General features: G+C 60.1%; 23 protein-coding genes. 15 read left to right on the top strand and 8 right to left on the bottom strand.

What is annotated here, in order from left to right; genetic code table 11:
- Window positions 1-53: 53 nt before the first annotated feature.
- Both F8N43_RS00740 and F8N43_RS00735 read right to left on the bottom strand, forming a co-directional pair.
- Window positions 54-1202 (bottom strand): acyl-CoA dehydrogenase family protein, encoded by a 1149-nt coding sequence (locus F8N43_RS00740; RefSeq protein WP_150632525.1) that lies wholly within the window; start codon window positions 1200-1202, stop codon window positions 54-56.
- Window positions 1203-1675: 473 nt separating this feature from the next.
- Window positions 1676-2392, bottom strand: a complete 717-nt coding sequence (locus F8N43_RS00735) for a FadR/GntR family transcriptional regulator (RefSeq protein ID WP_150632524.1) — start codon at window positions 2390-2392, stop codon at window positions 1676-1678.
- Window positions 2393-2673: 281 nt separating this feature from the next.
- Here F8N43_RS00735 and F8N43_RS00730 point away from each other — a divergent pair, with 281 nt between their 5' ends.
- Together F8N43_RS00730 and gudD are read left to right on the top strand one after the other, a co-directional pair.
- The gene (locus F8N43_RS00730; protein ID WP_150632523.1) at window positions 2674-4020 is read left to right on the top strand and encodes an MFS transporter; all 1347 of its coding nucleotides are present in this window, start codon (window positions 2674-2676) and stop codon (window positions 4018-4020) included.
- 24 nt (window positions 4021-4044) lie between these two features.
- Window positions 4045-5388, top strand: coding sequence for a glucarate dehydratase (gene gudD / locus F8N43_RS00725; RefSeq protein ID WP_150653061.1), 1344 nt, complete (start codon window positions 4045-4047; stop codon window positions 5386-5388).
- A gap of 123 nt (window positions 5389-5511) precedes the next feature.
- On the opposite strand, the gene F8N43_RS00715 is transcribed toward gudD, so the two are convergent.
- Window positions 5512-6384 carry a LysR family transcriptional regulator gene (locus tag F8N43_RS00715; protein ID WP_150653060.1) on the bottom strand — a complete coding sequence of 291 codons (873 nt, stop codon included), beginning with the start codon at window positions 6382-6384 and terminating at the stop codon, window positions 5512-5514.
- Between the two features lie 159 nt (window positions 6385-6543).
- Between F8N43_RS00715 and ampC the strand changes: the two genes are divergently transcribed.
- From ampC to F8N43_RS00700, 3 genes are all read left to right on the top strand, one after another.
- A complete protein-coding gene (ampC, locus tag F8N43_RS00710) occupies window positions 6544-7710 on the top strand; it encodes a class C beta-lactamase (protein ID WP_150632520.1) in 1167 nt (388 codons plus the stop codon).
- A gap of 164 nt (window positions 7711-7874) precedes the next feature.
- Entirely contained in the window at window positions 7875-8648 is a 774-nt protein-coding gene (locus tag F8N43_RS00705; protein ID WP_150637923.1) for an ABC transporter substrate-binding protein, read from the top strand.
- A 25-nt stretch (window positions 8649-8673) separates the two neighbouring features.
- Window positions 8674-10107: an N-acyl-D-amino-acid deacylase family protein gene (locus F8N43_RS00700; RefSeq protein ID WP_150653059.1), complete on the top strand. Its 1434-nt coding sequence runs from the start codon at window positions 8674-8676 to the stop codon at window positions 10105-10107.
- Window positions 10108-10220: 113 nt separating this feature from the next.
- On the opposite strand, the gene F8N43_RS00695 is transcribed toward F8N43_RS00700, so the two are convergent.
- Window positions 10221-10769, bottom strand: coding sequence for a DUF4174 domain-containing protein (locus F8N43_RS00695; RefSeq protein ID WP_150637919.1), 549 nt, complete (start codon window positions 10767-10769; stop codon window positions 10221-10223).
- 176 nt (window positions 10770-10945) lie between these two features.
- Here F8N43_RS00695 and F8N43_RS00690 point away from each other — a divergent pair, with 176 nt between their 5' ends.
- Window positions 10946-11314 (top strand): VOC family protein, encoded by a 369-nt coding sequence (locus F8N43_RS00690; RefSeq protein ID WP_150632516.1) that lies wholly within the window; start codon window positions 10946-10948, stop codon window positions 11312-11314.
- A 19-nt stretch (window positions 11315-11333) separates the two neighbouring features.
- Here F8N43_RS00690 and F8N43_RS00685 read toward each other — a convergent pair whose 3' ends face one another.
- Both F8N43_RS00685 and F8N43_RS00680 read right to left on the bottom strand, forming a co-directional pair.
- Window positions 11334-12119: a sulfite exporter TauE/SafE family protein gene (locus tag F8N43_RS00685; protein WP_150632515.1), complete on the bottom strand. Its 786-nt coding sequence runs from the start codon at window positions 12117-12119 to the stop codon at window positions 11334-11336.
- Window positions 12120-12249: 130 nt separating this feature from the next.
- Window positions 12250-12999, bottom strand: a complete 750-nt coding sequence (locus tag F8N43_RS00680) for a hypothetical protein (RefSeq protein ID WP_150653058.1) — start codon at window positions 12997-12999, stop codon at window positions 12250-12252.
- A gap of 235 nt (window positions 13000-13234) precedes the next feature.
- Between F8N43_RS00680 and F8N43_RS00675 the strand changes: the two genes are divergently transcribed.
- The 3 genes from F8N43_RS00675 (at window position 13235) to F8N43_RS00665 (ending at window position 15979) form a co-directional block, all read left to right on the top strand.
- A complete protein-coding gene (locus tag F8N43_RS00675; RefSeq protein WP_150632513.1) occupies window positions 13235-14383 on the top strand; it encodes an aldose epimerase family protein in 1149 nt (382 codons plus the stop codon).
- Between the two features lie 274 nt (window positions 14384-14657).
- A complete protein-coding gene (locus F8N43_RS00670; protein WP_150637915.1) occupies window positions 14658-15479 on the top strand; it encodes an aldo/keto reductase in 822 nt (273 codons plus the stop codon).
- 29 nt (window positions 15480-15508) lie between these two features.
- Window positions 15509-15979: a DUF1810 domain-containing protein gene (locus F8N43_RS00665; RefSeq protein ID WP_150632511.1), complete on the top strand. Its 471-nt coding sequence runs from the start codon at window positions 15509-15511 to the stop codon at window positions 15977-15979.
- Here the strand turns inward: F8N43_RS00665 and F8N43_RS00660 are convergent.
- Entirely contained in the window at window positions 15944-18304 is a 2361-nt protein-coding gene (locus tag F8N43_RS00660; RefSeq protein ID WP_191630098.1) for a DNA polymerase II, read from the bottom strand. The genes F8N43_RS00665 and F8N43_RS00660 overlap by 36 nt on opposite strands.
- A 260-nt stretch (window positions 18305-18564) precedes the next feature.
- Between F8N43_RS00660 and F8N43_RS00655 the strand changes: the two genes are divergently transcribed.
- Entirely contained in the window at window positions 18565-19005 is a 441-nt protein-coding gene (locus tag F8N43_RS00655) for a CBS domain-containing protein (RefSeq protein WP_084323695.1), read from the top strand.
- Between the two features lie 125 nt (window positions 19006-19130).
- Here F8N43_RS00655 and F8N43_RS00650 read toward each other — a convergent pair whose 3' ends face one another.
- Window positions 19131-19754: a glutathione S-transferase gene (locus F8N43_RS00650; protein ID WP_150632509.1), complete on the bottom strand. Its 624-nt coding sequence runs from the start codon at window positions 19752-19754 to the stop codon at window positions 19131-19133.
- A 146-nt stretch (window positions 19755-19900) separates the two neighbouring features.
- Here F8N43_RS00650 and F8N43_RS00645 point away from each other — a divergent pair, with 146 nt between their 5' ends.
- The 5 genes from F8N43_RS00645 (at window position 19901) to F8N43_RS00625 (ending at window position 23307) form a co-directional block, all read left to right on the top strand.
- Window positions 19901-20695, top strand: a complete 795-nt coding sequence (locus tag F8N43_RS00645; RefSeq protein WP_150653057.1) for a DUF4349 domain-containing protein — start codon at window positions 19901-19903, stop codon at window positions 20693-20695.
- Between the two features lie 128 nt (window positions 20696-20823).
- Entirely contained in the window at window positions 20824-21345 is a 522-nt protein-coding gene (locus F8N43_RS00640; RefSeq protein WP_150632507.1) for a DUF3455 domain-containing protein, read from the top strand.
- 116 nt (window positions 21346-21461) lie between these two features.
- A complete protein-coding gene (locus tag F8N43_RS00635; RefSeq protein WP_150653056.1) occupies window positions 21462-21989 on the top strand; it encodes a sigma-70 family RNA polymerase sigma factor in 528 nt (175 codons plus the stop codon).
- Window positions 21986-22696, top strand: a complete 711-nt coding sequence (locus F8N43_RS00630) for an anti-sigma factor domain-containing protein (protein WP_150632505.1) — start codon at window positions 21986-21988, stop codon at window positions 22694-22696. Before F8N43_RS00635 ends, F8N43_RS00630 begins: the two co-directional genes overlap by 4 nt.
- Window positions 22697-22827: 131 nt before the next feature.
- Window positions 22828-23307, top strand: a complete 480-nt coding sequence (locus tag F8N43_RS00625; RefSeq protein ID WP_090473931.1) for a phage infection protein — start codon at window positions 22828-22830, stop codon at window positions 23305-23307.
- Window positions 23308-23344: the final 37 nt, after the last annotated feature.

Genomic DNA, 23344 nt, shown 5'->3' with positions numbered 1-23344 from the left:
AAGATCACTGTGTGCGGGCTTACCCGCGATGAGGCCAGCCGCCACACCGCCAACTACAACCCCATCTGCTTGCTGATGATCTCGTTCATCACTTCCCGCGTCCCGCCACCAATCGACAAGATGCGATTGTCGCGATAAAGCCGCTCCACCAGGCTTTCACGCATATACCCCAAGCCCCCCAAAATCTGCACCGCATCAGTGGTAATCCGATCCGCCGTGTCCGTTGCGAAATTCTTGGCCATGGAAATTTCCTTGATCACGCTCTGCCCCGCCGCCATTTTCGCCGCCTGACGGTAAGTGAACTCCCGTGACACCTCCAGCGCCGTGGCCATTTCCGCGAGGCGGTGTTTGAGCACCTGAAACTTGCCAATCGGCTTGCCGAACGCTTCGCGCTGACGGGCCCATTTCAGGCTTTCTTCCAGCGCCAGTTGCGCGGTCATGTTGGCCATCAGCGCCAGTGCCAGGCGTTCGCTCTGGAAGTTGCCCATGATGCAGGCGAAGCCCATGTTTTCGGCGCCGATCAGATTGCCCGCAGGCACGCGGCAATCATCGAAGAACAACTCGGCCGTGTCCGACGCCCACCAGCCCATTTTCTTCAATTGGCGGCCTACGGTGAATCCTGGCGTGCCCTTCTCGATCAGCAACAGGCTGATGCCTCCAAAACCGGGCTCGCCCGTACGCACCGCGACGGTGTAATAATCCGCGCGAACACCGCTGGTGATAAAGGTTTTGCTGCCGCTGACACGGTAGACGTCGCCGTCACGCACGGCTCGGGTTTGCAGGTTGGCCACGTCGGAGCCACCACTGGGCTCGGTGACGGCCAGGGCGCTGATCTTTTCGCCGGCCAGCACAGCCGGCACGACACGATCGCGAACCTGCGGCCGGGCCCATTTCAGGACAGGCGGCAGGCCGATGTCGAGCGAACCCAACCCGGCGACCAGACCGCCAGAGCCGCAGCGCATCAACTCTTCGCTGGCGGCGATTTTGGCGAACAGATCACCTTCGTGGCTGCCGCCCAGGGCTTCGGGGTAACCGATCCCCAGAATCCCCGCCGCACCCGCCTTGAGGTAAAGCTCGCGGGGAAAGCTTTCGGCTTCTTCCCATTGGTTGATGTCCGGAAGAATCTCGCGCTCGACGAAACGTCTGACGCTGTCGCGGACCAATTGGTGGCTGGGGTCGAAGTATTCCTGAAAGGCAGGCATCGGCGAGCTCCACTGAAGGTTCAGTGAAGTTAACCGAGCGCTTGCTTGGTTTTCAAGCGAGTTGTGTGAATCAGGCAAACCGAGGCGCCTGCATCACGGGCAAGCCCGCTCCCACAGGGATTTTCGCCATACACAAAAACTGTGTGCAGGCTTGCCCGCGATGAACGATGACGCGGACAGCGGCCATGCACAAAAAACCCGGCACACCGGCCGGGTTCTGTTTATCGCCTGTCATCGGACAGCGGCGTGGGCTCATCCGCCGGAGGTACATCCTCTTGCGACGCAGGATCCATCCAGTCTTCAGGTCGATCCGGCTCTGCGCCAGCCGGGTCCCGCGAAGGGTCCATGCCAGGTGGAACATCGTGATCCATTGAGTTAGCCATCACGCACCTCATTGATTGAGGTCCAGCAAATCTGGGCCGTACTCGTTGGAAGCAGTCACCCGAAGGGCGTGCTATCGACTGGACCAACGGTTACCCGCGATCCGCCAGAAACCGGTCACGGCTGTTGGTCAGGTGCAGCCACATCGCCGCTCGCGCCGCATCCGCGTCCTGACGCTTGATGGCGTTGAGAATCGCCTCGTGTTCAAGATTGGCCAACTGCCCGAGCTTGCTCAGATCCGCCGCACCGCGTTCAGCCGCATTGACTCGGGTTCGGGGAATCATGGCGCTGCCCAGGTGCAGCATGATTTCCGTGAAGCAGACATTGCCGGTGGCCTCGGCGATCAATAGATGGAAACGCTTGTCGGCTTCGACGCAGCTGTCGTTGTTGGCGAGCAGGCTTTGATAATCGTCCAGCGCTTCGCGCATCTGCGCCAATTGCTGCTCCGTGCGCCGAATCGCCGCCAGCGCGGCGGCCTGGGTTTCAAGGCCCAGACGCAACTCCAGAATGCTGCGCACGCCCAGCGCGGTATCGACATTCAGTCGCAGCCCCTGCTCCGGTGCGCGCTCGATAACAAACGTGCCGATGCCGTGCCGAGTTTCCACCAGCCCCGACGCCTGCAACTTCGAGATCGCCTCGCGCACCACGGTGCGACTGACTCCGTGCTCCTGAACAATGCTGTTCTCCGACGGCAGCTTGTCCCCCGGCAGCATCTGGCCGAGCAAGATGCTCTGGGTCAGTTTCGCGACCAAGTCATGGGCCAGGTTGTGAGTGCGCTTGCGGGCAGGCGCGTCGAGATCTTCTTGCATGGCGGTCATCCGAAAGCAGGGCTGAGCGGATCGTAGCACTGCGGTCGAAAGGATTCTCAATAAAACCGCACTTATCTTGTATGACAACACTCAACAAATCAGGCATTCAAGACAACAACCAAGCGCACAAACGATCCTGAATAAAGCAATAAACATCCTGAATGACGCGATTTTGTTGACCACCACCCCTTGCAGGATAAAAAAACGTAGTTGTATGATGTCTATCAACAACGCTGCACCTGCAACGCCCCGCATAAAAATAATCAGTGGGAGAAAACCAAGTGAATACATCCGTACCCGGGATGCACGACGGCGCCGATTCGGCCCTGAAGTCCGCCATCTCGAAAGTGAAACGCCACGTTCTGCCGCTGTTCGTCATCATGTTCATCGTCAACTACATCGACCGCGTGAACATCGGCTTCGTCCGCGCCCACATGGAACATGACCTGGGCATTGGCGCTGCCGCCTACGGCCTCGGTGCCGGTCTGTTCTTCATCGGTTACGCGCTGTTCGAAGTCCCCTCCAATATCCTCCTGCAAAAAGTCGGCGCCCGAATCTGGCTGACCCGCATCATGCTGACCTGGGGTCTGGTGGCCGCCGGCATGGCGTTCATCCAGAACGAAACCCATTTCTACATCCTGCGATTCCTGTTGGGCGTGGCTGAAGCCGGGTTCTTCCCCGGGGTGATTTATTACTTCACGCGCTGGTTGCCTGGGGTAGAACGCGGCAAGGCCATCGCGATTTTTCTCAGCGGCTCGGCCATTGCCTCGTTGATCTCCGGCCCGTTGTCCGGGCTGCTCCTGCAAATCAGCGGTTTCGGCCTGCACGGCTGGCAATGGATGTATTTCATTGAAGGCATGTTCTCGGTCGGACTGTGCGTGTTCGTCTGGTTCTGGCTTGACTCCAAACCCCACGACGCCAAGTGGCTGAGCCGCGAAGAGCAGGACGCGCTGGTCAAAGCCATCGACGACGAACAACTGGCCCGCGAAGCCGCGACGCCAATCAAACCGTCGCTGGGCACGTTGCTCAAGGATCGCCAGATCATCCTGTTCTGCCTGATCTACTTCTTCATTCAGCTGACCATTTATGCCGCGACCTTCTGGTTGCCGAGCATCATCAAGAAGATGGGTGACCTCAGCGACATTCAGGTCGGGCTGTTCAACTCAATCCCGTGGTTGTTGTCGATTGTCGGCATGTACGCTTTCGCGTCGCTCTCGGCGAAATGGAAACATCAGCAAGCGTGGGTCGCTGCGGCTCTGCTGATCGCTGCAGCGGGGATGTTCATGTCCACCACCGGCGGGCCGATCTTCGCGTTCGTCGCGATCTGCTTCGCGGCGCTGGGTTTCAAATCGGCTTCGTCGCTGTTCTGGCCGATCCCTCAGGCGTACCTGGATGCACGAATCGCCGCTGGCGTGATCGCGCTGATCAACTCGGTGGGCAACCTCGGCGGCTTCGTCGCGCCGACCACCTTCGGTCTGCTCGAAGAGCGCACCGGCTCGATTCAGGGCGGGCTGTACGGTTTGGCCGCGACCTCGATCATCGCCGCAATCATTGTCTTCGCCGCCCGCAACACAGCGAAAACCGCACCGGCCGTTGCGCTGGACAAACCAACGCCCAAGCACGCCTGATCGCTGCTATTTAAGGACCAGAAAATGAACCAGCAAGACACTGCAAAAGCCCCGATCATCACCAGCATGCAAGTGGTTCCGGTGGCCGGTCACGATGGCATGCTGCTCAACTTGAGCGGCGCCCATGGCCCGTTTTTCACCCGCAACATCGTGATCCTCAAGGACAACGCCGGGCACACCGGCGTCGGTGAAGTGCCGGGCGGCGAGCGCATTCGCCAGACTCTCGAAGATGCACGCTCCCTGGTGGTTGGCAGCCCGATCGGCACCTACCAGAGGATTCTCAACCAGGTGCGCCAGACCTTCGCCGACCGCGATGCCGGTGGCCGCGGTTTGCAGACGTTCGACCTGCGCATCACCATTCACGCGGTGACCGGCCTGGAAGCGGCGCTGCTCGATTTGCTCGGCCAGCATCTGGACGTGCCTGTCGCCGCGCTGCTCGGCGAAGGCCAGCAACGCGATGAAGTGAAAATGCTCGGTTATCTGTTTTATGTCGGTGATCGTAACGCCACCGATCTGGCTTACCGCAGCGAAGCGGACGCCGACAACGACTGGTTCCGTGTGCGTCACGAGAAAGCCCTGACCGCCGACGCCGTGGTGCGCCTGGCGGAAGCCGCACACGCCCGCTACGGCTTCAAGGACTTCAAACTCAAGGGCGGCGTGCTCAGTGGCGACGAAGAAATCGAAGCGGTTACCGCACTGGCCGAACGCTTTCCCGATGCGCGCATCACCCTCGATCCGAATGGCGCGTGGTCGCTGAAAGAAGCGATCCGTTTGTGCCGCGATCAGCATCACGTCCTCGCTTACGCGGAAGACCCGTGCGGCGCGGAAAACGGTTATTCGGGCCGGGAAGTCATGGCCGAATTCCGCCGCGCCACCGGCCTGAAAACCGCGACCAACATGATCGCCACCGACTGGCGGGAAATGGGCCACGCCATTCAGTTGCAATCGGTGGACATCCCGCTGGCCGACCCGCACTTCTGGACGATGCAGGGTTCGGTCCGCGTGGCGCAGATGTGTCACGAATGGGGCCTGACCTGGGGCTCGCATTCCAACAACCACTTCGATATCTCCCTGGCGATGTTCACCCACGTCGCGGCCGCCGCACCGGGCGAAATCACCGCCATCGACACCCACTGGATCTGGCAGGACGGCCAGCGCCTGACCAAAGCGCCGCTGCAAATCGTCGACGGTTGCGTGCAAGTGCCGAAGAAACCGGGACTCGGGGTTGAGCTGGACATGGATCAACTCGCCCAGGCCCATGAGCTGTACAAAGGCATGGGGCTGGGCGCGCGGGATGACAGCGTGGCAATGCAGTTTCTGATTGCGGGCTGGAAATTCGATAACAAGCGGCCGAGCCTGGTGCGCTAACCATCGGCACACCGCAATCCCCCTGTGGGAGCGGGCTTGCCCGCGATGGCGGCCTATCAGTCAACTTCAGCGTTGAATGTCAGTCCCTCATCGCGGGCAAGCCCGCTCCCACAGGGTTTCGTATCAACCCGAAGCGTGCAACAACCACCCCTTGAACGCCGCCATCGCCGACGTTTCGGGCCGCGACTGCAAGCGGGTCAGCCAGTAGCTGCCGGTGGTGATACCGATGGCGAACGGCTGCTCGATGACCCCCGCCGCCAGTTGCCGGGCAAACATCAACGGCGGCGCCAGGGCCACGCCCGCACCTTGCAGTGCGGCCTCCATCATCGCCAGCGAGGAATCGAAGACGATGCTCCTGGGCGGTGCAGCATGGGCCGGCAGGCCGGTGGCCTGAAACCATTCGGGCCACTCATCCGTGCGATAGGAACGCAGCAGCGTTTGCTGCAATAGATCGTCCGGCGTGCGCAGTTGTCGGGCAATGTCGGGCACGCACAACACCGACAATGGCGCCTCGATCAAGCGCACCGCTTCAATCCCGTGCCACGCTCCGGCGCCAAACCGAATCGCGTAATCCAGCCCTTCAGCCGCCACGTCCACTCGATTGTTGTGGGTCGACAGGCGCAAATCTATGAACGGATGTTTCGCCTGAAAGTCCGCCATTCGCGGCAACAGCCAACCCACCGCAAACGTCCCCACCGCGCCCACCGTCAACACTTCGCGTAAATGCCCGCCTTCGAAACGCTCCAGGGTTTCGGCGATTCGATCGAAGGACTCGCGCAGCACCGGCAACAAGGTCTCGCCTTCACTGGTCAGCATCAATCCGCGTGGCAGGCGTTTGAACAGGGTGACGTTGAGCTGGGCCTCCAGGCCTTTGACCTGATGACTGACCGCGGCCTGCGTAACGCACAACTCCACCGCCGCCCGTGTAAAACTCAGATGACGCGCCGAGGCCTCGAAGGCGCGCAGTGCGTTAAGCGGTAATTGCGGGCGGATCATGCCAACTCCCTAGTTTTTCTAATGGCTCAGCCGAAATATTGTCGTTTGTCGAAGATCGGCAGACTGAATAGATTTGGCACGCTCAGCGGCGGTCCGATGTATAAACCGCTCGGAGTGTAGCGGGTTTAATCATCAAATCTCATGGACAGCGGCTTAATCATGCATAACTTAAAACTCGGCAAGGTCTTATCCTACAGCGCTTTCGGACTGCTCCTGGGTGCAGGTTACAGCGTCGCAGGGAATCAGGCTGACGCGCAGATCGAAGCAGCGGTGAATGCTGCAGTGGCCCCGATCATGCAGCAACAAAACATTCCCGGCATGGCCGTCGCGATCACACTGAATGGTAAACAGCATTACTTTAACTACGGCGTGGCCTCGAAGGAAACCGGCACGCCTGTCACCGAACACACCCTGTTCGAGATCGGCTCGGTGAGCAAAACCTTCACCGCTACCCTCGCCGCCTACGCTCAGGCCAAAGGCAAACTGTCCCTCTCGGACAAGGCCAGCCACGTCCTGCCAGCATTGCGCGGCAGCGCGTTCGATCACGTCAGCGTGCTGCAACTGGGCACGTACACCGCCGGCGGCCTGCCGTTGCAATTCCCGAGCGATGCCGATGCGCCGGACAAGATGTTTGGTTATTTCAATCAGTGGAAACCGGCTTACACCGCCGGCAGCCATCGGCTGTATTCGAACCCGAGCCTGGGGTTGTTCGGGTATCTCGCGGCCAAGAGCATGGGCCAGCCGTTTGACGAACTGATGGAAAAAACGCTGCTGCCCAAGCTCGGGTTGCAACACACCTTCCTAAAGGTGCCGCAGGATCAGATGGCGCTTTACGCTCAGGGCTACAACAAGGAGGACAAACCGGTGCGGGTCGGGCCGGGAGCGCTGGACTCAGAAGCGTACGGCGTAAAAACCAGCGCCTCGGACCTGATGCGTTACGTCGAGGCGAACATCAAACCATCAGGCCTTGAAGCGCCGATGCAGCAAGCCATCGCCACGACGCATGCCGGTTACTACACGGTCGGCGACATGACCCAGGGGCTGGGTTGGGAGTTTTACCACTACCCGATCACCCTCGATAAATTGCTCGCAGGCAACTCGTCGTCGATGGCGATGCAGGCGCACAAGGTCCAGTGGATGAACCCGCCGCAACCGCAACCGGAAAACGTGCTGATCAACAAAACAGGTTCAACGGGTGGCTTCGGTGCGTACGTGGCGTACGTGCCCTCGAAAGACATCGGCATCGTGATCCTGGCCAACAAAAACTACCCGAACCCGGAGCGGGTCAAAATCGCCCATGCGGTGTTGAACGCACTGACCCGGTAACCGAACTCCCTGCAGGAGCTGGCGGTGACAACAAAATGGGCGACCCGTTGAGGTCGCCCATTTTCGTTTATGTGTCGCCATTGACGAAAACATACTAATATGTCCATTATGGACAAATATATCCACACCGCCACTGACATCCCTTGTGAAGCAGGAGATCAACAATGAAAAAAACAATGTGCCTGGGCGTTGCATTGGCATTGTGTGTCACGAGTGCTCTGGCGGAGAACGCACCGTTGCGCATTGGCATCGAAGCCGCCTATCCACCGTTCGCCTTCAAGACAGCTGACGGCAACATCGGTGGGTTCGACTACGACATCGGCAACGCCTTGTGCGCGCAGATGCAAACCAAGTGTGTCTGGGTCGAGCAGGAATTCGACGGCCTGATCCCGTCGCTGAAAGTACGCAAGATCGACGCGGTGATTTCTTCGATGCTGATCACCGATGAGCGCAAGCGCTCGGTCACCTTCACCGACAAATACTATTCGAGCCCGGCGCGGCTGGTGATGAAGGCCGGCTCGCAGGTCGATGACGATTTCAGCCAGCTCAAGGGCAAGCGCATCGGCGTGCAGCGCGGCACCTCTCAGGATCGCTACGCCACCGACAAGCTGCAACCGTTGGGCACCGAGATTGTTCGCTACGGCTCCCAGTCGGAAATCTACCTGGACATGCAATCCGCCCGGCTCGACGGCACCATCGCCAATGCCGCACCGCTGCAAGAGGGTTTCCTGAAGACCCCGCAAGGCGAGGGTTTTGCCTTCGTCGGACCTGAGCTGCGCAACAAGGAATACTTTGGCGAAGGCACCGGCATTGCGGTGAGCAAGGGCAACACCGAGCTGGCCCAGCGTTTCAATAGTGCGATCAAAGCCCTGCGCGCCGACGGGGTTTACCAGCAGGTCGAGAAGAAATACTTCGACTACAACATCTATGGCGAATGAACCCTGGCTTGCCGGAGCAACGAGCATGACCATCATCGACACCCTGATCCGCAACGCCACGCTTATCGATGGAACCGGCGAAGCACCCTTCGTCGGTGACGTCGCGGTTCTGGGCGGCAGGATTCACGCGATCGGTCATCTCCCTGACCTCGATGCCCACCACGTGATCGACGCACGGGGCAAAGTCCTCAGTCCAGGTTTCATCGATGTGCACACCCATGATGATCTGGCGCTGCTCAAGCAGCCGGCGATGCTCCCGAAAATCTGTCAGGGGGTGACCACGGTGATCGTCGGCAACTGCGGCATCAGCGCCGCCGGGGTGCGCCTTCGCGGCGAGCCGCCGGACCCGATGAACCTCCTCGGCGAAGCCGCAGACTTCAAGTACCCAAGCTTCACCGACTATGCGTTGGCGATCGAAGCCGCTCGCCCGGCGGTAAACGTCGCAGCACTGGTGGGGCATACCGCGTTGCGCGCCAATCATATGGAACGGTTCGACCGTGCGGCGACGCCCCATGAACTGGCGGCCATGCGTGAAGATCTCAAGGCTGCGCTGGCGCAAGGCGCATTAGGGTTGAGCACTGGCCTGGCCTACCGCAACGCGCTGCAAGCCCCCACGGCGGAAGTCGATTTCCTCGCCGCCACCTTGCAGGACGCCGGCGCGATCTACGTGAGTCATATTCGCTCCGAAGATGACGAAATCATTGAAGCCATCGACGAAGCCATCGACATTGGTCGCGATGCACACGTGCCGGTGATCATCTCGCACCTCAAATGCGCCGGGCGCGCAAACTGGGGTCGCAGTGAGGTGATTATCGGCAAGATTGAACACGCCCGACAGCAGCATCCGGTGGGCTGCGATTGCTACCCCTACGCCGCCAGCTCGACCACCATCGACCCGCGCATCGTCGACGAGGGCTTCAAGATCCAGATCACCTGGTCGACACCGCACCCCGAGATGGCCGGCAAAACCCTCAAGGACATCGCCGGGTTGTGGGGGCTTTCACAGGTCGAGGCCGCACAACGGCTGGAGCCCGGTGGCGCGATTTACCATGAAATGAACGAGGCCGATGTGTCGCGCATCCTCGCGTATCCGCACACCATGATCGGCTCCGACGGTTTGCCCAACGACCCGCGCCCGCATCCCAGACTGTGGGGCACGTTTCCTCGGGTATTGGGTCATTACAGCCGCGACCAGGGATTGTTCCCGCTGCAAGAAGCCGTGCGCAAAATGACCGGATTGCCGGCCGAACGGTTTGGCCTGCGTGATCGTGGTCGCCTCAGAGTGGGTGCCTGTGCCGACCTGGTAATGTTTGACGCCGGGGATATTCGCGACTGCGCGACGTTCGATCAACCAACGCTGCAACCGCAGGGCATCGAAGCGGTGTGGGTCAACGGTGTGTTGGCTTACAGCCAGGGCCAGAGCACCGGGGCGCGTAACGGGCACTTCATTCGTCGTTGATTCGCGCGCGCACCTGTAGATGCAAGCTTGCGCCTACAGAGGCTGGCGCTGACAACAAAATGGGCGACCCGTTGAGGTCGCCCATTTTCGTTATCACGTGGTCAGTGATGTGTTCAATCGTCAGGCATTTCCGGTGGTTTGGCAGGCTTGGCGGGCTTGGCGGGTTTCGTTGCCTTCGTGCCGTTAGCCGGTGCGGCTTCAGTGACAGGCGGCGGGGTTGGCACCGTGGCTTCTTTCTCGGTCGGCGGCAATTGGTCGACAGCACTGAAAATCGCCTTCAGATCAACCGCGTCCGATTGCTCGAGTTTCTTTTCGCCGTCCTTGCCGACCAGTATCACCTTGGTCTTGGCCCCAGCCCCCAATTTGAGCGAACGGATCAAAGCTGCGGTGTCTTGTGGCCCGAGGTCTTTGCCTTCACGCTGGCCCATCAGGTTGAGCACGGTGTACAGGACCATGTTTCGGTCGGTGAATTCTTTGCGATTGGCTGGCTCATCCAGCGACTTTTTCAGGCTGACCCACGCCGGGTCGACCGTGCTTGGCGCGATGACAATCAGCGGCCGGGACCTGCCCTTGTCCATGTCCAGCGGTGAATCGCCATCGGCGGCGAGCAAGGGGCCGGCGAAAGCCAGCAGGGTTGTCAGGGTCAATGACCTGATGAGCATGCGCATCTCCTTTTGATATCCACGCTCTAATGATTGCGCATCGCGGCGTTCGTTCCGGGGGTCGCACCGCAATTGTGTTTCGCCTTGACCCAAGCTTAGGTCAGGGCGGTCATTGCGCAATAGGCTGAGCTAATCTCATGACTCGATACACACTGAACCGCCGTGAGGATTACGCCATGAGCGCTCAGCTGAATCACACCATCGTCTGGTGCCAGGACAAACAGATATCCGCGACGTTTCTCGTGGAGATTCTCGGCTTGCCCGCCCCCGAACCCTTCGGGCCGATGCTGATCGTGAAACTCGATAACGGCGTGTCGCTGGACTATTACGACAATGACCCGCCGATAGCCTCCCAGCATTATGCGTTCCTGGTCGGCGACGACGATTTCGATGCCGCGTTCGCGCGCCTGCAAGCCAGGCAGCAAGCATGGTGGGCTGATCCCGGCAAACAGCGTCCGAAACAGATCAACGATTATGGGGGAGGCAGACGCGTGTACTTCGATGACCCGGATGGACATCTGCTGGAGATATTCACCCGGGAGTGACGCAGGCCTGCGGCAGAAATCAGAACGCCAGTTTGTAGCCGATCAGCACCAGCATCGTCGCCAGGCACGGGCGTAACACTTCATCCGAGATGCGACCGGTCAGGTGACTGCCCAGATATATCCCCGGCAGCGAACCGATCAGCAAGTAGCCCAGCACATGCCAGTCCATATTGCCCATGCTCGCGTGGCCAAGACCGGCGACCAGGGTCAGCGGCACGGCGTGGGCGATTTCCGTGCCGACGAGGCGGCGGGTAGGCAACAGCGGGTACAGGATGAACAGCGCCACCGTGCCCAGGGCGCCCGCACCGATGGAGGTCAGGGCGACCATGGTGCCGAGGACCAGGCCGGTGATCACGGTCAGCCCATTCAAGCGTTTGCCGCTTGGGTTGTAGGTGCCGCCGGCGCGTTTGTGGGCGAAGTCGAGCAGGCGTTTCTTGAAGAAAATCGCCAGTGCCGTGGCAAACAGCACAAAACCCAGCGCCTGTTTGATGATGGCGTTCATCGCGTCGGGGGACGTTTGCAAATTGCTCAGGAACCACAGTGTCAGCGCCACGGCCGGCACACTGCCGAGGGTCAGCCAACCGGTAATCGCCCAGTCGATGTTCTTGTTCTTGCGATGCACCAGCACACCGCTGGATTTGGTAATCGCGGCGTACAGCAAGTCCGTTCCGACCGCTGTCGCGGGATTGATGCCAAACCAAAGCAGGATCGGCGTCATCAGCGAGCCGCCACCCACACCGGTCATGCCGACAATGAAACCCACCACCAAACCTGCCACAACCAAACCGAAGTTAACGAAATCCATTAACACGCCCACTGAAAACGCATAAAAATCTGGCCCGCAGCATAGCGATTTTTCTTATAACCACTTATATCGATGCGGTCTATCGTTATGCCTTGCAGGAGCCAGCTTGCTGACGCCTACAAGTCGAGGCTCACTGCACGGGCAGGAAATTGAGGAATAACAGGCTCTGTGCGTAGTTGAGGCCAATCCTCCGGTAGCGTTCGTCCAGCATCTGGGTCAGCAGGTCCAGGCGCGCAACGATCTTGCCGAACTCCACGGCGAAACTCAGGTTGCTGCCCTCCTCCGAGATTTCGTTGGAGAACAGCAAGGGTTCGCCGTTTTTGTTTTGCCGCTGGCTGAGGATCCAGGTGGCTTTCTCGATGTTGCGCGCGGCGTTGCTGACAAAGACCGGGTTGATCGCATCGGTCATATAAAACTCCAGCCGATTGCCGTGAGCGGTGACCAGCATGCTGCCGATGGCGTAGATAAAGGCGCCGACGCGGTCGCCGAGAAACTCCGGACTCATAGCGTAACTCAGCGCCGCAAGATCCTTCTTGCCCCCCAGCGTCGGCAGCGGTTGTTGCTGTTCGATGGCCTGGCGCACTTGTTTGCCGGCGGCGCGGGCGTCGAGGAATCCAGACTTTTTCAGTTCCTGCGGGTTGCGCAGGTAGAGCTTGCCCATCAGCAGGTAAAGGCTGTCGAGGTTGTCGCGCATCGCCAGGGTGGCCATACGGTCGACGCTGGTCTGGAGGAATTCCTGGGGCCGGCCTTCGCGAAACTGACTGACGATGTCCCGTCCCTGCTGCTGGCTGCAACCGGTCGTGACGAGCATCGACAACACGGCGAGCAGCAGACAATGGCGGCGAATGTGCTCAGTGGTGATGGGTAAAACTGGGGCCATGGGCGCTTGAACTTGGCATGGGCCGGCGGGGGGATCGCCGCGGGCTGACCAAGGATAGAGCCGTGGATGTCGAAAAAGTGCAGTGCCTGCCGTCCACAAACATGAGCGTCCGCTTAATTAGTCATACTTTATTATGGCTGTATTGCAAATATAGGCTATAAATCCTTCCTTATCGATTTACCAATCGATAACTAGTATGACTACTTCACAAAAAACAAAAACAGGAAGGTCAACCATGCTTCTATCCCGATACCCACTTTGCGGGCTCGCAGTGTCCCTGATGATCGCCACGCTCACCTCCCAGGCCGCCGGCCTGTCCAGCGAACACAAAGCGTTCGGCAAAACCAATGACGGTACGCCCGTCGAGCAATATGTGCTGCGCAACAGCCACGGCATGCAAGCCACTGTCATCACCTACGGCGCGACGCTGCAGGCGCTCAAAGTGGCGGATAAAAACGGCAAGTTCGAGGACGTGGTGCTCGGCTTCGACGACGTACAGGGTTATCAGAGCGGAACGGCCTACTTTGGCGCAACCATCGGCCGCTTCGGCAATCGCCTGGCCAAGGGCGCGTTCGAACTCGACGGCAAGCGCTTTCAGGTGCCGCTCAATGACGGCTCGAATTCACTGCACGGCGGCCCGTTGGGTTTTGACAAAAAGGTGTGGAAAGCCGAACCGGCCAAAGGCAAGGACTCGGTTGGCGTGACCCTGACGTACCTGTCGGCGGACGGCGAGATGGGTTTCCCCGGCAACCTGAAAACCGAGGTCACTTACAGCCTCAATGACAAAAACGAGCTGCGCATCGAGTACAAGGCGTCCACCGATAAACCGACGGTGTTGAACCTGACCAACCACAGCTACTTCAACCTCGCCGGCGCGGGCAATGGCGACGTGTTGCAACAGGTCGCGACGCTGCATGCGAGCCATTACACGCCGGTCAACGGCACGTTGATTCCTACCGGCGAAATGGCGCCAGTGGCCGGCACGCCGATGGACTTCACCCAGCCCACTGCCATCGGCAAAAACATCAAGGCCGATCATCCACAGTTGAAATTCGCTGAACCGAAACACGGTGGCTTCGATTTCAATTGGGTGCTGGACGCCAAGGGTGACCAGGGCAAGCTTGCCGCCGACGTCAGCGATCCGCAGTCCGGGCGCCGTTTGCAGCTCTACACCACTGAGCCTGGTGTGCAGTTCTATACCAGCAACTTTCTCGACGGATCGGTCAAGGGCAAGGCTGGCAAGACGTATGCGCACTGGAGTGCGTTTACCCTGGAGACCCAGCATTATCCGGATGCGCCGAATCAGCCGAACTTCCCCTCTACGCGGCTGGATCCGGGCAAGACGTATACCCAGAGCACCGTGTTGAAATTTTCTGCTGATTGACGCCGATCAACTGCAGGAGCTGGCTTGCCGGCGATGGCGCCCGTTCAGTCAATAAACAGGTCGACTGACCCTCCGCCATCGCCGGCAAGCCGACTCCTGGAGGGGAAATGCGTACGTGTCCGAAATGAGTGGGCTGCAGCAGAAGAGCCCGGCGGGCAGGCCGCCTCACGATGCTTTAGCGGTGCCCGCCCCCTCGAACGTCTCGGCAATAAACGGAACCCATGGGCTATTCTGCTGCCAACCTAAGTATCCATCGAATACACAGGAGGTTTGCATGCGGACCCTCGAACTGGCCGGCATCCACGTACCCGTCATCGGCCAAGGCACCTGGCGCATGGGTGAAGATCCCGCTCGATACCGCGAAGAAGTCGCCGCGCTGCGCCTGGGCATCGAGTTGGGCATGACCCTGATCGACACCGCGGAAATGTATGGCGAAGGGGGAGCCGAGAACGTGGTGGGTGAAGCCATTGCCGGCCTGCGCGACAAGGTCTTTCTCGTCAGCAAGGTGTATCCGCACAACGCTAGCCGCAAGGGCATCCCCGAGGCCTGCGAGCGCAGTCTGCGGAGGCTGAACACCGATCACATCGATTTGTACCTGCTGCACTGGCGCGGCCAGTATCCCCTTGAAGAAACCGTTGAGGCTTTCGAACGCCTGCGCGCGGAAGGCAAGATCGGTCGTTGGGGCGTGTCCAATTTCGACGTGGATGACCTGCAAGAACTGGCTTCCCCGGCCTGCGCCACCAATCAAGTGCTCTACAACCTGGAGGAGCGCGGCATAGAATTTGATTTACTGCCGTGGAGCCAACAGCATCGTCTGCCATTGATGGCGTACTGCCCGATCGGCCAGGGCGGACAATTGCTGGAACATCCGTCGCTCAGACAGGTGGCCACCCGTCACGCGGTGACCCCGGCCCAGGTAGCCTTGGCCTGGATTCTGCGGCAGGATGGCGTCATTGCCATCCCCAAGGCGGTCCGACCTGAGCATGTGCAACTCAATGCGCAAGCCGAGCAATTGAAGCTTGAAGCCGGGGATCTGGAGGCGCTGGACCGAGCGTTTCGCGCGCCACAACGCAAACAGCGACTGGCCATGGTCTGAGCCATCGCGGTTCTGTCAGAGGGCTTCTCATGAGAAGCACCGATCAGCTCGACGCCTTTAATCTGCAACGCTTTTTACAGGCGCAGGACCCCGTGTTCGAACGCGTGAAAACCGAACTCGGCGCGGGCCGTAAACGCAGCCACTGGATGTGGTTTATCTTTCCGCAATTCATCGGCCTGGGCGGCAGCCCAATGTCGCAACGCTATGCCATTCACTCGGGTGAGGAGGCCTCGGCCTACCTGAAACATGCGCGACTCGGCCCACGGCTGCACACCTGCACGCAATGGGTGCTGGATATTCAGGATCGCTCCATCACCGAAATTTTCGGCCACCCGGACGACCTGAAATTTCATTCGTCGATGACCCTGTTCGCGCAGGTTTCACCGAAGGACAGTCTGTTCCATAAGGCGCTGGAGCTTCACTTCCACGGCATCTCGGACGCGTGGACATTAACGCTGCTCGACTCAAAACAGGCCCAACTGCCCCCCAATCAGGGTTGAGAAATCGTCGTCCACGAACGGCAGAATCGCATCCGCCACCGGTTGCAGTTGCCGGGTGACGTAATGGTCGTAATCGATCGGCGCGCTGCGGATCTCCAGCGGCTCCGGCCCGGCGACGCTGATCACGTAGCTGATCCAGCCGCCGTTCTGGTATTGCCGCGGACGACCCTGTTGATCGTTGTAGTCATCGGCGATCCGCGCCGCACGCACATGCGGCGGCACGTTGCGTTCATAGTCATCCAGGGTACGGCGCAAGCGCTTGCGATAGATCAGGCGATCATCGAACTCGCCTGCCAGGGTCTTGCGCACGTACTCGCGGACATAATCCTGATAAGGCTGGCGATGGAAGATCCGCGAATACAATTCCTGCTGGAATTGCCGGGCCAGCGGCGACCAGTCGGTGCGCACGGTTTCCAGCCCCTTGTAGACCATCTCGTCGCTGCCGTCGGCGCGCGTCACCAACCCGGCATAACGCTTTTTGCTGCCCTCTTCGGCGCCTCGAATGGTCGGCATCAGAAAGCGTTTGTAGTGGGTTTCGAACTGTAATTCCAATGCACTTTGCAGCCCGTATTCCTCTTGCACATGCGCGCGCCACCACTGGTTGACGTGATCCACCAGCGCGTGGCCGATCTGCGCCGCTTCCTGCTGACCATGGGCGCGGCGCAGCCAGACAAACGTCGAGTCGGTATCGCCGTAGATCACCGTATGCCCCTGGGCTTCGATCAGTTGCCGGGTGCGCAGCATGATTTCGTGGCCGCGCAAGGTGATCGACGAGGCCAGGCGCGTATCGAAGAAGCGGCAGCCACTGGAACCGAGCACGCCGTAGAAGGCGTTCATGATGATCTTCAGCGCCTGGGACAGTGGCGCATTGTGTTCGCGCTTGGCGGTTTCGCGACCTTCGGCGACCCGGGCGACGATGGCCGGCAGGCAATGCCGGGTCCTGGAAAAACGCGCCCCGCGGAAACCGGGCACGGACTCGCTGTCATCGGGATGCTTGAGCCCTTCGATCAGGCCCACCGGGTCGATGAGGAAGGTGCGGATGATCGACGGATAAAGGCTTTTGTAGTCGAGCACCAGCACCGATTCGTACAGGCCCGGCTGCGAGTCCATGACAAATCCGCCGGGGCTGGCCTGGGCAGGCTTGGTGCCGAGGTTGGGCGCAACGAAACCCTGGCGGTGCATCAGCGGCATGTACAGGTGCGTGAAGGCCGCTACCGAGCCACCACTGCGATCCGCCGGTAATCCGGTAACGCTGGCCCGCTCCAGCAGGAAAGTGAGCAATTGGGTCTTGGCGAAAATCCGTGTGACCAGCTCGCAGTCCTTGAGGTTGTAGGTGGCGAGGGCCGGTTTGTCCTCGGCGAACATGCGGTTGATTTCATCCATGCGCTGGTACGGCGTACTGATCGCCTTGCCTTCGCCGAGCAGGGTTTGCGCGACGTTTTCGAGGCTGAACGAAGGAAAACTCCAGGTCGCCGAACGCAAAGATTCGATGCCATCGATGATCAATCGCCCGGCGGCCGAGGCGAAGTAATGGTTGCGGCTACCGTGTTCGCGCCACTGCATTTCTTCGCCGCCGCGCCCCAGTTTCAGCGGCACCGCCAGACGTCGGGCATGTTCGTGAAGTACGCGCAGATCGAACTGCACGACGTTCCAGCCGATGATCGCGTCAGGGTCGTGCCGGGCAAACCATTCGTTGAGTTTTTTCAGCAGCAGGGTGCGCGACTCGCAATACTCAAGCTCGAAGTCGACGTTGCTGTCGTCGCCGTTGGGCGGGCCGAGCATGTACACCTGGCGCTCGCCGCAGCCCTCCAGCGCGATGGAATACAAATCGCCCTGAGCGGTGGTTTCGATGTCCAGGGACACCAGCCTGAGCGTCGGTCGATAGTCGGGATCGGGCTTCATCTGCGCGTCGTGCAGCTGGCCTTCGGCATCGGGTGTGCCACCAAAGATCACCGGCGCGGTGATGAAGCGCTCCATCATGTAGCGTTCCGGTGGGCGCACGTCAGCCTCGAACATCTCGACGCCGGCCTTGCGCAGCGCGGTTTCCAGGCGCATCAGTTGACCGTGCTGCTGGCAATACAGGCCGAGCACCGGGCGATGTTCGAAATCCAGCAGGGCCAAGGGTTTCAGCTCGACGTTCTTTTCACCGTGCAGCACCTTTTCAGCCTGCTCGCGCTGCTCGGCCGGGATGAACGCCACCGACGGTTGATGCGGCAAGCGAATACGCCGGGGACCGGTGTCGGTCGCCAGCCAGAACTCGACTTCCGTACCGGCCGGGGTATCGCGCCAATGCCGCGTCAGGACGAAGCCCCGCTGTAAATCCACCACTGCAACCTCACATCCGATTCAGAGCGCAATTCTACGCGTCATTCCCGCCGATAGCAGTGAAGCCTGGATTGGAATGATCCCTTGCAGGAGCTGGCTTGCCAGCTCCTACAAGGTCGGTGGTGTATTCGAAATGTGAGGTTTATCGAAGAAAAACCGCTGAATGACGTTTTTTGAGCGTTATCTGCCGCTTTCTGCCTTGCCCTCAGCGCTTGCGTCTACGATTCTTCAAGAACAACGACAACACCCGAGAAGCCAACATGAAAACCGTCGCCCAACTGCTCAAGTTGAAAGATCAGAAAAATCAGGAAGTGCACCAGATCAAACCCGATCACATGGTGCTCGAAGCACTGATGAAGATGGCCGAGAAGAACGTCGGTGCCTTGTTGGTGGTAGAGAATGACCAAGTGCTGGGCATCATCAGTGAACGTGATTACGCGCGCAAACTGGTGCTGCATGGCCGCTCTTCCGTGGGCACGCCGGTGCGCGACATCATGGTGTCGCCGGTGATCACCGTAGACACCCATCAAACCGTCGATACTTGCCTGGGCATCATGTCCGACCGGCGCCTGCGCCACTTGCCAGTGGTGGAGAACGGCAAGCTGATCGGCTTGCTGTCGATCGGCGACTTGGTCAAGGAAGCCATCGCCGAGCAGGCGGAACTGATTCGCCAGCTGGAGCAGTACATTCGCGGCGAGTAATGCCAGACACCGAAAATCCCTTGTGGGAGCAAGCTTGCTCGCGATGGCGGTGGGTCAGTCAACACAAATGTTGAATGACCTGGCCTCATCGCGAGCGAGCTTGCTCCTACAGGGGATTGCGGTGTTCAGGAAGGCCAATGCCGCGCAAAAACCGGCGCCAGCGTCGGGTGCCGGTCGATTCGCTCAAGCCAGGCGAAAAACCCTGGCCGGGCGCTACGCAAATGTTCTCGGCTGCCCGCCCAACGCGTGATCACCGCCGCCAGCACATCCAGCGCGCCGGGCGTCTCGTTGCCCAGGTACAACTCGCCCGAGAACTGATCGGCAAACACCTCCCAGCTCCAGTGCAACCGTTCGCGAGCGCCGGCCATGAGGTTGTCCCGCGAGGGTTTGTCGGCCACAAGCAACCAGCGCTCGGGGTAATCGATGATGCCGATCGCCGCATAACAATTGCTGACGATGTACACCAGCCCCCGGATCGCCTGATCGCGCTCGGCGGCGTCATTCGGCAGCAGTTTCGACTTGGGAAACGTCAGTCCGAGATGAATCAAGATCGCCGCACTTTCGGTGAGAATGCTCCCGTCGGGCAGTTGCAGGGTCGGAATCTGCTTCAGCGGGTTGAGCTTCTCCAGGGCGTCGGCCGCCTCGGTGGATGACTCGACGTCGATGAAACGATAAGGAATCTCGCACAGCTCCAACGCCGCTTCGATGGCGGCAGCGCCGGAGTTCTGGTGTCCGTATAGCTGATACATATCGCGCTCCTGGCGAGACGAACAGATAGTCAGTAGACGAGCGGGCACAGGTCACGTTCCCTGCCATTTGGCGGATCGATGCAGGTAAGATGCGCGATCCCGGGACACTCTTTTAATACCCCCGCAGCCCACTTCAAGGAACGAACATGCGCCAACAGGATGGCCAACGCGCCGCACTTTATCGGACCTTCGGGTTTATTCTGGCCTGCCTGGCGCTCAGTGCCTGCTCGCCAAGCGACCACTCGTCATCGGCCAGTCTAGCCGGTGAACAAGGGCGTGGCGGGGCCATGCTCGCCTATGAACACGAATTGCAGCTGTTGCTGCCCCAGGCACAGATTGCCCAGCGTTTGCAGGCCACACGTGAGGCGTGCGAAACCGCACGCTTCGGCGCCTGCAACGTCCTGCGCATCGAGCAAGGCGCTGGCCGTGCCGACATCACCTTGCGCATTGCCCCTGCCGGCGTCGAGCCATTGGTGGCGATGGCTGCCGAGGGTGGCGAACTGGGTCAGCGGATCACCAGCGCCGAAGACCTCGCCGATGCCGTGGACGACACCCGCCGGCGCCAGGAACGACTCAAGGCTCAGCAGCAGCGTCTGGATGAACTGGCGACCCGCAAAGACATCAGCGTCACCGATCTGATCACCCTGAGCAAAGAGCAGGCCGGGATCGAAAACGATCTGCAAGCCCTGGCGCAGATTGCCGCCGGGCATCAGCGGCGTCTGGACACCAATCGGGTCACGCTGTCGTTCCTGCCGACCGGCGCCAGCAGTCGCTCGTCGCACCTGAGCCAGGCGTTCAGCAACTTGCTCGACAATCTCGCCGACGGCGCCGCCGATGCGCTGGAAAAAACCAGTTACGCGCTGCCCTTCCTGATCCTCGCGTTCCCGCTGTTCATGCTGTGGGTCTGGTTGTGGCGCAAGTTTGTTCGACGTCGGAGCTGAATCGGGCGTGCGCCACAGGTATTCAATTATTTTTCTTGGCCACTGCATCCAAATCGCTTTCCGCCGGGTAGTCCCTGTAGCAGCCCTTGTTGCTGCACAGCGGATGACTCATTAACGGAGAGAATGCCATGAACGCCAGACACCTGATTTGCCTTGCTGCTTTGTTCGCCGCCGTGCCTGCGGCCTTTGCCCAGACCGGTCTGCCCGATAACATCAAGGTTCCGGACGGGCACAAGGTCGCCATGGAAACCACCGGCGTCGGCGAGATCACCTACGAATGCCGTGACAAGGCCAACATGGCCGGCCAGACCGAATGGGTGTTTGTCGGGCCCAAGGCGGTACTCAATGATCGCGCCGGCAAGCAAGTCGGCACTTACTTCGGCCCCCCGGCGACCTGGCAAGCGAAGGATGGCTCGAAAGTCACCGGCACCCAACTGGCCGTCGCACCGTCGAGCCCGGGCAATCTGCCCTATCAACTGGTCAAGGCCAATCCGGCCGAGGGTAAAGGTGCGATGAGCGGCGTCAGTTACATCCAGCGCGTGGCCCTCAAAGGGGGCGTCGCCCCGAGCGCCGAGTGCACGGCGGCCAACAAGGGTAAACAGGAAGTGGTGAAGTATCAGGCGGATTACATTTTCTGGGCCGCCAGCTAACCCCAAGCGCCTGACGCGATCCTGTGCAGGAGCCGTCTTGCTGAGGGCGGTTCCTACAGGAAGGGGGATTGTTTGCTAGATTGCATTCGGACTGCCCCACATAACGGCTGAGATCTGTGTCCTTGCCCGAAACCATTTTCGACTATGAAGCTCACCTCGCCGCCTGTGGCCGGGGCGAGCGTCAGGCCCTGCGGGATTTGTATGTGCAGGAGAGTCCGCGACTGCTCGGCGTTGCCAGGCGCCTGGTGCGCGACACCGCGCTGGCCGAAGACATCGTCCACGATGCGTTCCTCAAGATCTGGGCCGGCGCTGCAGGTTTCGACCCGACGCGGGGGTCGGCACGAGGCTGGATTTTCAGCGTGACCCGGCATCTGGCGCTCAACTACATCCGTGACAACAGCCGCGAAATCCAGGGCGATATCGACGTGCAAAACGACGCTGAAACTTTCGATGCCCAGGTGCACTCTTCACGCATCCATCTGTGCCTGGAGCAGTTGGACCCTGCGCGGCGCAGCTGCATCCTGCACGCCTACGTCGACGGTTATTCTCACGCACAAATTTCACGCAAACTCGGCACCCCGCTGGGCACCGTCAAAGCGTGGATCAAACGGAGCCTGACGGCATTGCGGGAGTGCATGGGATGACGATCAGACCTGCGGATGAGACCCCGGAGCAACTCGACGAACTGGCCAGCGAGTATGTGTTGGGTACGCTCTCGGACGAACGACGCCGCTCGGTACAGCAACGCCTGCCCGACGATGCCGAACTACGCACGGCGGTCGACACCTGGGAGCGTCGCTTGTTGGGCCTGACTGACTTTGCCCAACCCGAGACGCCCTCGCCGGCTCTGTGGCAACGCATCGAGCGCAGCGTCAACGCCCTGACCCGACGGCCAACGGTCGAACCGACATCCTGGTGGAATCGCTTAGCGCTGTGGCGCGGGCTCGCCGGTGCGGGGCTGGCGGCCACCTTGCTGCTCGGAGCGTTGCTGCTGACGCAAACCACGGTCAAGCCGACCTATCTGGTGGTGCTGGTCGCGCCACAAGACAAATCGCCGGGCTGGGTGATTTCGGCCAGCAATCCCAGGGAAATCCAGTTGATTCCGCTGGGGGTCGCGCAGGTTCCGGAAGACAAGGCACTGGAGTTCTGGACCAAGGCCGAAGGCTGGCAAGGACCGGTGTCGCTGGGCTTGGTCAAACCGGGGCAAACGCTGTCGGTGCCTGTGGATAAACTGCCGCCGCTGCAACCCGACCAATTGTTCGAACTGACCCTTGAAAACCGCACCGGCTCGCCGATCGGCAAACCTACAGGGCCGATTCAGTTCATCGGGCGGGCGGTGAAGGTAATTTAAGCGCGATCAGCCGAGCGCTGCGATTCATCATTGCCGTCGATGTTCACCATCACGTCAATGAAGTTCTCTTAAAAACTCCGGGGCGTAACATCGCCTCCATACCAAACAACTACACCCCGGAGCACACCATCATGAAACGCCAACTCTTCCTCAGCATCGCTTTCTCGGTTTTTGCAGTTAACGCTTTTGCCGCTTCTTCTGCCCACCCGGTTGTCGCTGAAGGCGGCTCGGATCGTCTGATTGAAAGTCGTGTGGCTGAGGGTGGTTCAGATCGTCTGATCGAAAACCGCGTTGCCGAAGGTGGCTCCGACCGTCTGATCGAAAACCGCGTTGCCGAAGGTGGCTCCGACCGTCTGATCGAAAACCGCGTTGCCGAAGGTGGCTCCGACCGTCTGATCGAAAACCGCGTCGCTGAAGGCGGCTCGGATCGTCTGATCGAAAACCGCGTCGCTGAAGGTGGCTCCGATCGTCTGATCGAAAACCGCGTCGCCGAAGGTGGTTCCGACCGTCTGATCGAAAATCGCGTCGCTGAAGGCGGCTCGGATCGTCTGATCGAAAACCGCGTTGCCGAAGGTGGTTCCGACCGTCTGATCGAAAGCCGCGCGGTATGAATGAATGGCTTTGCAGTAACACTCGACAAAAAACCCG

It is taken from the genome of Pseudomonas fluorescens, from assembly GCF_902498065.1.
In the GTDB taxonomy this organism is placed as follows: Bacteria; Pseudomonadota; Gammaproteobacteria; order Pseudomonadales; family Pseudomonadaceae; genus Aquipseudomonas; species Aquipseudomonas fluorescens_BJ.
The sequence above is the reverse complement of the archived record's forward strand: the minus strand, read 5'-3'. Positions and strand labels throughout refer to the sequence as shown.